The organism is Kitasatospora sp. NPDC054939 (genome assembly GCF_053610105.1).
Genome location: NZ_JBSGXP010000089.1, coordinates 21,865 through 34,811 on the forward strand (window position 1 = coordinate 21,865; position 12,947 = coordinate 34,811).

General features: G+C 75.1%; 10 protein-coding genes and 1 tRNA gene. 5 read left to right on the forward strand and 6 right to left on the reverse strand.

Annotation, left to right across the window (positions count from 1 at the left end; translation table 11 throughout):
- Positions 1–11: 11 nt before the first annotated feature.
- Complete coding sequence (locus ACWGB8_RS23900; protein ID WP_452215604.1) at positions 12–611, reverse strand: DedA family protein; 600 nt, start codon at positions 609–611, stop codon at positions 12–14.
- 640 nt (positions 612–1,251) lie between these two features.
- Here ACWGB8_RS23900 and ACWGB8_RS23905 point away from each other — a divergent pair.
- Positions 1,252–2,361 (forward strand): LLM class flavin-dependent oxidoreductase, encoded by a 1,110-nt coding sequence (locus ACWGB8_RS23905; RefSeq protein WP_452215605.1) that lies wholly within the window; start codon positions 1,252–1,254, stop codon positions 2,359–2,361.
- 81 nt (positions 2,362–2,442) lie between these two features.
- Here the strand turns inward: ACWGB8_RS23905 and ACWGB8_RS23910 are convergent, their stop codons facing one another.
- Both ACWGB8_RS23910 and ACWGB8_RS23915 read right to left on the reverse strand, forming a co-directional pair.
- Positions 2,443–4,578, reverse strand: coding sequence for a putative bifunctional diguanylate cyclase/phosphodiesterase (locus tag ACWGB8_RS23910; RefSeq protein ID WP_452215606.1), 2,136 nt, complete (start codon positions 4,576–4,578; stop codon positions 2,443–2,445).
- A 342-nt stretch (positions 4,579–4,920) separates the two neighbouring features.
- Positions 4,921–5,346, reverse strand: a complete 426-nt coding sequence (locus tag ACWGB8_RS23915) for an OsmC family protein (protein WP_452215607.1) — start codon at positions 5,344–5,346, stop codon at positions 4,921–4,923.
- A 333-nt stretch (positions 5,347–5,679) separates the two neighbouring features.
- Here ACWGB8_RS23915 and ACWGB8_RS23920 point away from each other — a divergent pair, with 333 nt between their 5' ends.
- Together ACWGB8_RS23920 and lepB are read left to right on the forward strand one after the other, a co-directional pair.
- Entirely contained in the window at positions 5,680–6,021 is a 342-nt protein-coding gene (locus tag ACWGB8_RS23920; protein ID WP_452215608.1) for a chorismate mutase, read from the forward strand.
- Positions 6,022–6,463: 442 nt separating this feature from the next.
- A complete protein-coding gene (gene lepB, locus ACWGB8_RS23925; protein ID WP_452215609.1) occupies positions 6,464–7,072 on the forward strand; it encodes a signal peptidase I in 609 nt (202 codons plus the stop codon).
- Here lepB and ACWGB8_RS23930 read toward each other — a convergent pair.
- The 3 genes from ACWGB8_RS23930 to ACWGB8_RS23940 all read right to left on the reverse strand — a co-directional run bounded on the left by ACWGB8_RS23930 (position 7,035) and on the right by ACWGB8_RS23940 (position 10,931).
- Positions 7,035–8,102, reverse strand: a complete 1,068-nt coding sequence (locus tag ACWGB8_RS23930) for an EamA family transporter (RefSeq protein ID WP_452215610.1) — start codon at positions 8,100–8,102, stop codon at positions 7,035–7,037. The two genes, lepB and ACWGB8_RS23930, sit on opposite strands and share 38 nt — an antisense overlap.
- Before the next feature lie 133 nt (positions 8,103–8,235).
- On the reverse strand, positions 8,236–10,572 hold the full coding sequence (locus ACWGB8_RS23935; RefSeq protein WP_452215611.1) for a transglycosylase domain-containing protein: 2,337 nt from the start codon (positions 10,570–10,572) through the stop codon (positions 8,236–8,238).
- 285 nt (positions 10,573–10,857) lie between these two features.
- A tRNA-Lys gene (locus ACWGB8_RS23940) sits at positions 10,858–10,931 on the reverse strand.
- Positions 10,932–11,067: 136 nt separating this feature from the next.
- Between ACWGB8_RS23940 and ACWGB8_RS23945 the strand changes: the two genes are divergently transcribed.
- Together ACWGB8_RS23945 and ACWGB8_RS23950 are read left to right on the forward strand one after the other, a co-directional pair.
- Positions 11,068–11,919, forward strand: a complete 852-nt coding sequence (locus ACWGB8_RS23945; RefSeq protein ID WP_452215612.1) for a DUF998 domain-containing protein — start codon at positions 11,068–11,070, stop codon at positions 11,917–11,919.
- Positions 11,916–12,797 carry an alpha/beta fold hydrolase gene (locus ACWGB8_RS23950; RefSeq protein WP_452215613.1) on the forward strand — a complete coding sequence of 294 codons (882 nt, stop codon included), beginning with the start codon at positions 11,916–11,918 and terminating at the stop codon, positions 12,795–12,797. The genes ACWGB8_RS23945 and ACWGB8_RS23950 overlap by 4 nt, the downstream gene beginning before the upstream one ends.
- Positions 12,798–12,947 lie beyond the last annotated feature (150 nt).

The window sequence follows — 12,947 nt, forward strand, 5'->3', positions numbered from 1 at the left end:
GGCGGGGACGGTCAGAGGGCGGCGAGCCTGCGGTCGCGGCGGACGACCCGGGCGATCGCCGTACTGATCGCGGTCGCCGCGGTGCACGACACCGCGAAGCTCAGCCAGGCGGTGTCGAACCAGTGGCTGTTGAGCCAGCCCAGCGTCACGATGTAGGCCGCCCAGATCAGCGCCGCCAGCGCCGACCAGCGCAGGAAGCGGAACGGACGGGTCGTCGGGGAGTGGCCCATCGCGAGGTCGACCACGGTGCGCCCGGCCGGGACGAAACGGGCGACGACCACCATCGCGGCGACCGCCCGGTTGGTCCTCCCCTCCAGGGCCTGCTGGACCCGGGAGACGGCGGCCGCCAGCTTCGGCCGGTGCTCCAGCCGCCGGTTCACCGCCGGGGCGCCCCGCCGGGCCAGGTGGAGCAGCAGCAGGTCGCCGAGGAAGGAGGCGGTGGCGACGCCGATGGCCAGCAGCACCGGGGCGCCGTCGATCTGCGCGGTGTTCAGCACGGCCAGGATGACCAGGGTGCCGCTGGGCAGGAACGGGAGGAAGGCGTCACCGAGGACGGCGCAGAGCGCCAGGGCGCAGATCCATGACGATCCGACGACTGTTGCGGGGTCCAAGGGTTCCTTCTCCCTCCAGGCTGCCCGGGGGAGCAGGTGGCTGCGGGGACCAACGCTAGCGCCTCGACTTTTCATGCCATGAAGCACCCCGGTATGCCGCACCTCACACCAATGGCGCGAGCCCCTGGAGCGGGGTGCCGCTCCAGGGGCTCGCGGGGATCGGTCGGCGCTGGTCCAGCCCGACGACCTTGCTGGTGGAGTGCGGATCCGGTAGGTGATCCGCTCCTGACCGACAGCCTGCCGGACCCGGACCGCCGACCGCGAGCCCTGGGGCTGGCGACTTCCCGCGATGGCGTGAAGTCGCCACGCGTGTCCGTCCGCTGGCGCAGAGTCATCCGAACGGTCGGTCGGCTTCCGCTCGCGGCGGGCGGGAACGGGCCGGCGAAAAGCGGACGAGCAGGAACGGGCAGGCCGGACCGCCACGCGGGAACGGACGGGTCGGAACGGCCACGCGGGAACAAGCCGCCCCGCGCCGGGGTTGTGGCAACCCGGGTCCAGCCGCCCCGGGTCCAGCCGTTCGCGAGTGCGCCCGGGCACCGTGGCCCCGGGAGCGCGGTGACCGGCCGCGGACGGCAGCGGCCGGCGACCCCCGGAGCCAGTACCCGACAGCGAGCACCCGACGGCCAGGAGGGCAGGCGGCATGACCACCGAGGACCAGCAGGAGTACGGGGACGCCCCGCAGCCCCCGACAGCCGGCAGCGCGACCGCCGTCCGCGGCACGGCCCGGGGCACGGCGCCCGCGCCGCTCTCCGTCCTGGACCTGGCCACCGTCGGCGTCGGCTACAGCCCCGCCGAGGCGCTGGCCGCGACGACCACCCTCGCCCGCAGCGCGGAGGAGTGGGGCTACCACCGCTTCTGGGTGGCGGAGCACCACGGCATGCCCGGCATCGCCAGCTCCACCCCGGCCGTCCTGCTCGCCCACCTGGGCGCCCACACCCGGACGCTGCGGCTCGGCTCGGGCGGCGTGATGCTGCCCAACCACGCGCCGCTGGCGATCGCCGAGCAGTTCGGCCTGCTGGAGGCGCTCCACCCCGGACGGATCGACCTCGGCCTCGGCCGCGCCCCGGGGACCGACCCGGCCACCGCACGGGCGCTGCGCCGCGGCCAGGACGCGGGCGCCGACGACTTCCCGCTGCAGCTCTCCGAGCTGACCCACTTCCTCGACGGCGACTTCCCGGACGGCCACCCCTACGCGCGGCTGACGGCCGTGCCGAAGGGCGACGGCCGGCCGCCGGTGTGGCTGCTCGGCTCCTCGGGCTTCAGCGCCCAGCTGGCCGGCCGGCTCGGCCTCCCGTTCGCCTTCGCGCACCACTTCAGCGCCGACAACACGGTGCCGGCGCTCGACCTCTACCGCTCGTCCTTCCGGCCCTCGGCGGTGCTGAGCGAGCCGTACGCGCTGATCGGGGTCAGCGCCGTCGCGGCGGACGACGAGGCCACGGCCCGGTGGCTCGCCCGGTCGGCGGCCCTGGCGATGATCCGCCTGCGCCGCGGCAACCCCGGTCCGATCCCCACCCCGGCCGAGGCCGAGTCCTACCCCTACAACCCGGGCGAGCTGGCCTACCTCGACGAGTGGTTCGGCAACGTGGTGCTCGGCACCCCCGGCCAGGTCGCGGACGGGCTGGAGGAGCTGCGCAAGCGGACGGGCGCGGACGAGCTGATGGTCACCTCGCACATCCACGGCCACGAGGCGAGGCACCGCTCGTACGGGCTGATCGCGCAGGCGTACGGCCTCACCGGCACGCCCGCCTGACCGGCGGCCCCGGCCGGTCCGGCGACCCCGCCTGACCGGCTGGCCCCGGGGCGGTTCCTGGGGCACCCCCAGGGGCGGCCCTCACTTCCCGGTGCGGCCCTCGCGCAGTATGGCGGCCACCAGCTCGGCCTCGCCGGGCCGGGCGAAGTACCAGCCCTGCGCGGTGTCGCAGCCGGTCAGCCGCAGCCGCTCGGCCTGCGCCGCGCTCTCGATCCCCTCGGCGGTGACGGTCAGGCCGAGCGTGTGGGCGAGCTGGACCATCGCGCCGACGATCTGCTCGTCCGCGTCGCTGCGCCGCGGGCGCCGGTCCGGACGGGCGGGCAGGACGGCCGCCGGGGCCGCACCGCCGTCCGGCCCGGCGCCCGCGGCGAGGGCCGGATGCTCGGCCCGGTCGCCCGGGGCGGGGTCGCGGAAGGCCTCGATGAAGGTGCCGTCGAGCTTCAGCACGTGCACCGGCAGCCGGGAGAGGTAGGCGAGGTTGGAGTAGCCGGTGCCGAAGTCGTCGATCGCGATGCGCACGCCCATGTCGGCCAGGGCCTGGAGCGCCTGCAGCGGGCGGCCGCCGGGCCCGAGCAGCGCGCTCTCGGTGATCTCCAGCTGGAGCAGCCGGGCCGGGAGGCCGGTCCGTTCGAGGACCTGCGCGACATCGGCGACGACGTCGGAGTCCCAGATCTGGCGGGCGGCCAGGTTGACGCTCACGAAGGTCTCGGTGTCCGGGAACTCGGTGAGCCAGCGGTGCGCCTGGCGGCAGGACTCCTCCAGCACCCACCGGCCGAGCGGCACGATCGCGCCGGACTCCTCGGCGAGCGGGATGAAACGGTCCGGCGAGAGCGTCCCGTACCGGGGGTGGCGCCAGCGGACCAGGGCCTCGGCGCCGTGCACGGTGCCGTCGGCCAGGCCCACGAGCGGCTGGTACTCGATGGTGAACTCGCCGCGCTCCAGGGCCGGGCGCAGGGCGGTGGCGAGCAGTTGCCGGGTCAGCTGGTGGGCGCCCCGGTCCGGGTCGTAGAGGGTCCAGCGGGCGCGGCCGTCGGCCTTGGACCAGTACAGCGTCGCATCGGCGTCCTTGACCAGGTCGGTGGGCGTGGTGTCGCGGACGGACCGCTCGACGACGCCGACGCTGGCCGTCACCACCAGCCGGTGGCCGGCCACGTCGAAGGGGCGCTCCAGGGTCCGGACGATCCGGGCGGCCAGCTCGGTGAGCTGCTCGCTGCCGGCGCTGTCGGCGACCAGGACGGCGAACTCGTCGCCGCCCATCCGGGCCACCAGCCGGTCGTCCTCCTCGGAGAAGCCGTGCCGGAGGCGGGCGGCGACGGCGATCAGCAGCTGGTCGCCGATGTGGTGGCCGAGGGTCTCGTTGATCGCGGCGAAGCCGTCCAGGTCGAGGTAGCAGAGGCCGACCCGCCGGTCGCCCGCCGCCGCGCCCGGGCCCGCCGCCGACACCGGCGGGAGGCCCGCACCGAGGCAGGCGGCGTCCAGGCGCTCGAAGAAGAGGGTCCGGTTGGGCAGCCGGGTCAGCGGGTCGTGCAGCGCCTGGTACTCCAGTCGGTCGCCGAGCCGGCGCTGCTCGGTGATGTCCTCGACCATGGCGAGGGTGTAGAGCGGGGTGCCGGAGTCGTCGCGGATCAGCGAGATCGTGACCTTGCCCCAGACCGGGCGCCCGTTGCGGTGCTTGAGCTGCTTCTCCACCCGCAGCCGGTCGCGCTCGCCGCGCAGCAGTTCGCCGTAGAGGCGGTGCGGCAGGTCCTGCGGGTCGATGATGTCGTGGAGGTGGGTGCGGACCAGGTCGGGGACCTCGGAGCCGATCATCTCGGCGAACGCCGGGTTGACCTCGATGATCCGGTCCTCGGCGTCGATCAGCGCCATCCCGATGCCGGCGTCGGCGAAGGCGGCGCGGAAGCGCGACTCGCTGGCGCGCAGGGCCGCCGACAGCTCGTCCGTCCGGTCGCCGGGCAGCAGGGCCGCGCAGCCGGCGCAGTACCGCAGGTCGGCCGCCGCGTCGTCGTGTCCGGCGAGTGCCCCGCCGTCGTGGCCGGCGACCGGACGGGCGGGCAGTACGGTCACGGCGGGCGCCGCGGGGGAGGCCGCGGTCGGGGGGAGCGGGAGGAGGCGGTGGTGGCGGGCCCGGTGGTCCGTCGGCGCACCGTCGTGGTGACGCGGCTCCTCGTGCCGCACGCCCGGGTGGTGTGCGTCGGCCCCCTCGCTCTGGCCCGGCACGGCATGCTCCCGTCCGCTGCTGACGCTGATTCGGCCGGTCGTTCGGGAGTACGGCGGCCGGCTCCGGTACTCCGTCGAGTGCGCCCCTGGCAGACGGGCGTCGCTGCGGCCGATCATAGGACGCGTGGCCGAGGGCCGGTGACAGCCAGTAGGGTGATTCGTCCGCTTTCGGGTCGAGTGCGGTGGAACATGCGGACGCCCCCGGTACGCACCGATCGATGCGTGCCGGGGGCGTGTACGCCGGATGTACGCCCTCTGTGCGAGGGCGCACAACCGTGCGGGGCAGCCGTGGTGACGACCCGTCGGGCCGGAGCGGCGCGAACCGCTCCGGCTGTCCGGGCGTCAGGCCAGCTTGGCCGTCAGGGTGATGGTGGTGCCGGTCAGCGCCTGGCTGACCGGGCAGTTCGCCTTGGCGTCCTCGGCGGCCTTCACGAAGCCGGCCTCGTCCAGGCCGGGCACGGTGCCGACCACGGTCAGGTGGATGCCGGTGATGCCGGTGCCGGGCTGGAAGGTCACGTCGGCCGTGGTCTCCAGCTTGGTGGGCGGGGTGTCCGCGCCGGCCAGGCCGTGCGAGAGGGCCATCGAGAAACAGGCGGAGTGCGCGGCGGCGATGAGCTCCTCGGGGCTGGTCTTGCCGTTCGCCTCCTCGGCGCGGGACGGCCAGGAGACCGGGTACTCGCCGATGCCGGAGGAGGCGAAGGTCACCTGTCCGGTGCCCTGGAGCAGGTTGCCTTCCCACGCGGTGCGTGCGGTACGGGTGGTTGCCACGATCGGTGCCTCCGTTGCTGAGGGACTGCTGATTCGTCACTTCCGGTCATGCGCGCCCCAGCCTACGTGGCCGGGTCGGTGTCGGGCGGCGGCCGGACCGTGCCGTGTCCGGATCGTGGACGGATGGGCCGAACGGTGCGGGGGCCCGCCGGGCGGCCTGTTAAATTTGCCCAGGTCCGACCCCGGCCGCAGGGACCCCGGACGGACGGCGCACGGCGGACGGTGAACGGACGGCGGACGCTTCCCGCAGCGCCCGGACGGCGAGCACGACGGCCCGGGAGCCAGCCGGTCGGGAGCCACCCCGACGAGTCCGACAGCCGTGGAGCCGCCCCAATGACGGATCACCCGACGAACCCCGCCGCCGGCACCGACCTGCCCGGGGGGATCGACGACGCCGTGCGCGCCGAGCTGACCAGCCTGCGCGAGAGCATCGACAACATCGACGCCGCGGTGGTCCACATGCTCGCCGAGCGCTTCAAGGCCACCCAGCGGGTCGGCCGCCTCAAGGCCGAGCACAAGCTGCCCCCGGCCGACCCGGCCCGCGAGCGCGACCAGATCAAGCGGCTGCGGGAGCTGGCCGCGGGCGCGCACCTGGACCCGGTGTTCGCGGAGAAGTTCCTGAACTTCATCATCGCCGAGGTCATCCGGCACCACGAGGCCATCGCCCGCGCCTGAGCCCGGCCCCGCGCCTGAGCCCAGGCCCACGCCTGAGCCCCTCGCCTGAGCCCGGGCCCCCGTCCCGGTGCCGGCCGAGGGACGCCCGGCCGCCGTCCGCCACCGCCGTCGGCCGCTTTCCGGCACCGTCCCCGGCCCGCCCCCGGCACCGTCCCCGGCCCGCCCCCGGCACCACTGCGGCCAGCCCGGCGGGCCGCGGCTGTCGGCCCCGGCTAAAAGTCGGATTTCGTGACGCTTCACGGTTGGCGTAGCGTGCAGGTTCCCCAGCCGGAGAGGTGGCACTGCGACGATGGCGGCGAACCTGTCGGAGACATCGGAGGCAGCGGCCTCGACGGCGGCTCCGGGCACCGGAGGCCGCGCGGCGGCCCGCAGAGCCGCGCGCGGCAGGCGCGCCCGGAGAGCCGGCCGGCGCCACCGCCCGTGGTGGATCGAGATCCCCGTGATGGCCGCGATCGGCCTGCTGGTGGCGCTGGTGATCAAGACCTGCCTGTTCCAGGTGTTCACCATCCCGTCCGGTTCGATGGAGAACACGCTGCGGATCGGCGACCGGGTCGGGGTGAACAAGCTCGCACCGCTGACCGGCTGGGAGCCGGGGCGCGGCGAGCCGGTGGTCTTCAAGGACCCGGGCGGCTGGCTGCCGCCGCAGCCGGTCGACGGCAACGCGCTGACCGGGGCGATCGGCTCCGCGCTGAGCTTCGTCGGACTGGTGCCGCCGAAGGACGACAACTACCTGGTCAAGCGGGTCATCGCGACCGGCGGCCAGACCGTGCAGTGCGCCGGCGACACCCTGACCGTCGACGGGGCGAAGGTGGACGAGCCGTACCTCCACCCCGGCGACGACTCCTGTGCGGGGCTGGACTTCGGGCCGGTGACGGTGCCGAAGGGGTACATCTGGGTCGAGGGCGACCACCGCAGCGACTCCGCCGACTCCCGGTACAACCGCAGCGGCCCGGGCGGCGGCGCGGTGCCGGTGGAGAACGTGGTCGGTCCGGTGTCGGGCGTGGTGTGGCCGCTCAGCCACCTCGACTGGTTCGGCTGGGTCGGCCGCTGACCCCTCCGGCCGCGCCGACTCCTTCGGCCGCGCCGACTCCTTCGGCCGCGCCGAGGTCGTCGGCCGTGCAGAGGTCGCGGGACGGTTCGGACGGGCCCGCGCCGGCCGGCTTGGTCGCCTGGGCGGCGAACGCGCCGGCCAGGACGAGCAGGCCGCCGGCCATCTGCGGCAGGCCCAGGTGCTCGCCGAGCAGGACCCAGGCGAGCACGGTGGCGACGACCGCCTCCAGGTTGGCCACCACTCCCGCGACCGGCGGCGACAGATGCCGGACGGCGATCACGCCGGTGAGGTAGGCCAGCACGGTCGCCACCAGGATCATCCACGCGGCCGGGATCACGGCGGGCAGGCTGTGCCCGTTCATCACGGCCGAGCCGCCGAGCAGGCTCCAGTCCGCCTCCCAGGGGCGGGTGATCGCGGTGAGCACGACCGCGCCGATCAGCAGGCCGTACGCGCTGACGGCGATCGGGTCGACCGGGCGGTCGCCCCGGCTGCCGGCGTCGGCGAGCACGAAGTAGCCGACCTGGCAGCAGGCCGCGCCGAGGGCGAACAGGACGCCGAGCGCGTCGAAGCTCAGCCCGTTCCAGACCTCCACCACGCAGGCCAGGCCGGCGACGGCGACACCGGCGCCGATCGCCGCGCCCCGGCTGATCGGCTTGCGCTGGACGAACCGCACGTAGCCGATGAGCAGCGGCGGGCCGAGGTACTCGATCAGCAGGGCGACGCCGACCGGGATCCGCGAGATGGCGGCGAAGTAGCAGGCCTGGACGCCGGCCACGGCGAGCAGGCCGAAGCCGATGAGCAGGCCGGGGCGGCGCAGCACGGCGTGGCGGTGCCGGTAGGCGAGCGGCAGCAGGATCACGGCCGCGCCGGTGACCCGGAGCCAGACGACGTGCAGGGGGGAGAGCCCGAGCCCGATCAGGGGTTTGGCGGCCGTCCCGGAGCCGCCGAAGGCGAGCGCCGAGACCAGGGCGAGGGTGATTCCGAGCGATCCGGCCCGGGAACGACCGAAATGGGGCTTTGAGCTGTGCACCGACGCATTGTGGCAGTCGTACCGCCGGTTATGTAAGGCGCCATTTCGGCATTCGGTCCTGCCGTTCTGTCCGTTGCCGTGACCACCCGTGACGGCCGTGCCGGGAATCGGATCGGCCGGTCACGGCGTGTCACTACCGGACGGCCTCCACGAGGGCGTCCACGCCGGAGCTGTCGGAGCCGCCGGAGCCGCCCGATCCGCCCGTACCGCCGGTCGGCGGTGTGGTGGACGGCGTGCCGGTCGGCGCCGGCGTCCGGGTGGGCCGGGGCGTGGTGGTTGGCTGCGGCGAGGTGCCGGGCCGGGTGGGCGCGGTGCTCGGCTGCGTGCCGGAGCCGCCGCCCGGGCCGTCCCCGCCCCACGGGGAGCGCCCGCCCGTCCCGCCGGAGCCGGCCGGGGCCTGCGGCGAGGCGCCCGCCGACGGGCCGGTCGGGGTCCCGCTCGGGGCGGCCGGGGTGGCGGAGGGCGTGCCGGTCGGGCCGACCGGCACGTCGGCGCCGGCGGGCAGGTCGGCGGCCGTCCGGAAGTCCGTCACCGGCTGCCCCTTCAGGGCGGCCTTCATGTAGGCGGTCCAGATCTGCGCGGGGTAGTGCCCGCCGGCCGCGCCGTCGACGCCGCCGGTGCCGCTCAGGCTGACCTGCGCCCCGGTGGCCGGGTCCTGGCCGAACAGCGCGACGGCCGTCACCAGCTCGGGCGTGTAGCCGACGAACCAGACCGACTTCTGGTCGTCCGTGGTGCCGGTCTTGCCGGCCGCCGGGCGGCCCAGTGCCTTTGCTCGCCAGCCGGTGCCGCCCGGGTCGCTCACCACGCCCTTCAGCATCGCGGTGACCCGGTCGGCGGTCTGCTCGCTGATCGCCTGGGTGGCCTTGCGGGCCGGCAGGGCCAGCTGCTCGCCCTCGCGCTCCACCGACTGCACCAGCCAGGGCGTGATCTGCCGGCCGCCGTTGTCCAGCGTGGCGTAGACGCCGGCGAGGTCGAGGACGCTCGGGGTGGCGGTGCCCAGCGGGATCGACGGCACGGGGTCGAGCCCGGGGGTGTTGCCGGGCAGGCCGAGCGCGATGCCGGTGTCGCGCACCTTCTGCAGGCCGGTGTCCTGGGCGAGCTGGGCGAAGGCCGAGTTCACCGACCAGTCGGTGGCCTGCTGCAGGGTCACCTGGCCGTAGTCCTTGCCGCCCTCGTTCGGCGGCGCGTACGCGGTGCCCTTGCCGCCGCGGACCTTGCGGCCGCTGGTGCCGTCGTAGACGGTGCGCGGGGTGATCGTCCGGCCGTCCTGGGTCCTGGCCTCGTTCTCCAGGGCCGCCGCCAGGGCGATCGCCTTGAAGGTCGAGCCGGCCTGGTAGTCCCGCCGGGTGGCGTTGTCGATGTAGTGCCGGGTGTAGTCGGTACCGCCGTACAGCGCGACCACCGCGCCGGTCCTCGGGTCCACCGAGACGGCGCCGGCCTGCGCGGCGGCGTCCTTCTTCCGGCTGTCGGGCTTGAGGTTGTCGGTCAGCTGGGACTGCACCGCGTCCTTCAGGGCCTGCTCGCGCCCCGCGTCCACGGTGAGCCGGATGGTGTAGCCGCCCTTGGCGAGCTCCGACTCCTCGATGATCCGGTTGGCGGTCAGGTACTGGGTGGCGGCGTCCACCAGGTAGCCGGCCTGGCCGGACAGGCCCGGGTTGGGCTGCGGGTCGCGGACCTCGGGGAAGGCGGCGGCGGCGCGCTCCTCGGCGGGGAGCCAGCCCTCCTTGACCATGCCGTCCAGCACGTAGTTCCAGCGGTTGACGGCGTTCTGCCGGCCGGCCGCGGTCGCGGTGGCGACGTCGTACGCGCTGGGGGCGTTCAGCAGGGCGGCCAGGTACGCGCCCTGGGCGGCGTCCAGCTCGGACGCGTCGACGCCGAAGTACGCCTGGGCCGCGGCCTGGATGCCGTACGCGCCGCGCCCGTAGTAGGAGGTGTTGAGGTAGCCGGCGAGGATCTCGTCCTTGGAGTCGACGGCGTCCACCTTGATGGCGATGAAGAGCTCCTTGACCTTCCGGGTGACGCTCTGCGTCTGGTCCAGGTAGGTGTTCTTCACGTACTGCTGGGTGATCGTGGAGCCGCCCTGGGTGCCCCGGCCCTTGGCGGTGTTCACGGCCGCGCGGATCATGCCGGGGACGTTGACGGCGCCCTCGTGGTAGAAGTTGCGGTCCTCGGCGGCCAGCGCGGCGTGCCGGGCGGCCGGGGAGATCCGCTCCAGCGGGACGTTCTGCCGGTTGGTCTGGCCGGTCCGGGCGATGACCGAGCCGTCCTGGTAGAGCCAGGTGTTGCTCTGGGCGGTCGCGGCGGCGTGCGCGTCCGGGACCTTCACCACGGCGATGCCGACCGCGAACAGGCCGACGCCGAGCAGCAGCGAGACCGCGAGGCCCAGCAGGGTCAGCCGCCAGGTCGGGACGAGGCGGCGCCAACTGGTGCGCCGGGGTCGCTGGGGGCCGCTCCGGGCGTTACGGGACAAGGCGGCGGCCTTCCTGCGATCGGCGGGCCGGGCGGGCCGCGCGCGGACGGATGGGGTCGGGGGTGCCGGCGGTGCCGGTGTCGTCCCGTGCCGGGAGGTTCGTCCCGTCCTGGGATGTTCGTTCCGCTCCCCGGTCTACTGCGCCGAACGCACCGGACGCCCCGGTCCGCGCCGCGCGGGCGGCGATCGAGACCGACATCACAGGGCATCGCACGCAAAACGGGCATGCGAGGGCGCAAAAATCCGGAGAGCCCCTCGCTGCTGCGAGAGGCTCCCCGGTGTCTGTGCGCCGCCAGGGACTCGAACCCCGGACCCGCTGATTAAGAGTCAGCTGCTCTAACCAACTGAGCTAGCGGCGCCTGCTGACCTGGAGAACAATACACGGTCCCGGGGGGTGCCCCGCACGGTCCCGGACCGGCCCGGTCGGATCGCTGTTCAAAACGGAACGTTTCCGACCGGTTGGGACCTGGTTTGTAGGCCGTTAGGGTGGAAAACGTGCCCAGAACCCGCCCCGTCGTCGCGGCCCTGCTGCTGCTCAGTGCGGTGGCGTACACCGCGTGGGTGCTGGAGGTCGTGCTGAGCACCGGACTCGACCCGGTGCAGGCCTACATCAGCGAACTCGCCGCCGAGAACCAGCCGCTCGGCGGGCTCTTCCGCGCCACCGACCTGGTGGCCGGCCTCGCCGTCCTCGTCGCCGCCGCGATCGCCCTGACCGGCCTGCGCCGGCGCGGGCGGCTCGGCCGGGCGGGCCGCCGCCGCTGGGCGGTCACCGGCTGGGCGGCGCTCGCGCTGTTCGGCGCCGCCACCGCCGCCGACTCCCGGCTGCCGCTCAGCTGCACCCCCACCAGCGACCCCGAGTGCGCGGCCCGCGAGACCGCCGGACTCGTCCCGGCCACCCACGCCGCGCACGCCGTCAGCAGCAGCCTCGCCATGACCGGCGCGCTGCTCGCCCTCGTCACCCTCACCGTGGCGGCCCGCCGCTACGGCTGGTGGCCGCCGGTGCGCCGGTACGGGCCCTGGCTGCTGGGCGCCGAACTGCTGGCCACCACCTGGAGCCTCGCCGCGATCGCCGCCTTCGAGTCCGGCCACGGCACCTGGTCGCTCGGCGCCGGCCAGCGGCTGCAGGTCCTGCTGGTGGCGGTCTGGCTGGCCCTCTTCGCGTACTCCGTCGCCTCCGGGGGCGCCCGCGGCAGCCGCGTCGTCGGGCGGAGCCGGTCCGCCGCCGGACCGGGGGCGGCGACGGTCGCCCCGGTCGGGCCCGGCCGCCTCGACCTCGCCCCGGACCCCGGCGCCCCGCGGGTCCCCGGCCAGCGCGTCCCCGCCGCCGAGAGGCGGGCCTCCGCATGACGGCCGCCACCGCCGCGCCCCGCGGCACCGCCCGCTGCGTACGGATCGACGGCATCCCGCTGCACGTGCGGAGCGAGGGCCGGGGCCCGGTCTGCGTGCTGAGCGGCGGACTCGGCAGCAGCTGGTTCGACTGGGACCTCGTGGTGCCCTTCCTCACCCCGTACCGCACGGTGGTCCGCTTCGACCGGCCCGGCTACGGCCTGAGCGCCCCCGAACCCGCCGGCCGGCCGGTGCAGAGCGCCGCCGGGGAGGCGGCCCGCATCCTCGGCGTGCTGGACGCGCTCGGGCTGCGCGAGCCGGCCACCGTCGCCGGGCACTCGCTGGCCGGCTTCCACGCCGAGGCCTTCGCCCGGCTGTACCCGGAGCGGACGGCCGGCCTGGTGATGCTCGACGGCAGTGTGGAGGCGGCGCCGCGGCCCCGCCCGGCCCCGGCCCTGCGCGACCTCGCGGCCCGGACCGTCGCCGGGGCCGCCACCGCCGTCGCCGTGCCGTACCTGCTCGGGCCCTCGGTGCGCCGCCTGGTGGCCCGGGCCTCGACCGTCCGGCGGGAGGATCTCGCCCCGGCGCCGCTGGTCCGGCACTGCTACCGCACCGGCCGCTCGCTGCGGGCCCTGCTGCGGGAGAACTCCCGCTACCTGGACGTGGCCGCCGAGCTGGACGGGCTGCGGCTGACCGATCCGCTGCCCGCGGGACTGCCGGTCACCGTCCTCGCCGCGGACGACGGCCTCCGCAGCCGGAGCACCCTGGAGTGGCTGGCCGTCCAGCGGGAGCTGGCCCGGCGGCTCGGCGCGGACTTCCGCACCACCGCCCCGGCGGGCCACCTGCTGATGTTCGACCGCCCCGACGCCGTCGCCACGGCCGTGCTCGACACCCGCTGAGTACCACGGGCCCGGGGCGGACGGACCGGGCCGGGAACGCCGGAAGGCCCTCCGCGTACGCGGGGGGGCGTCCGGCTGTCTGTGCGCCGCCAGGGACTCGTCACCCCGACCCGGAGATTAAGTTTCAGGAGCTCGAAGCAAAAGGGCTAG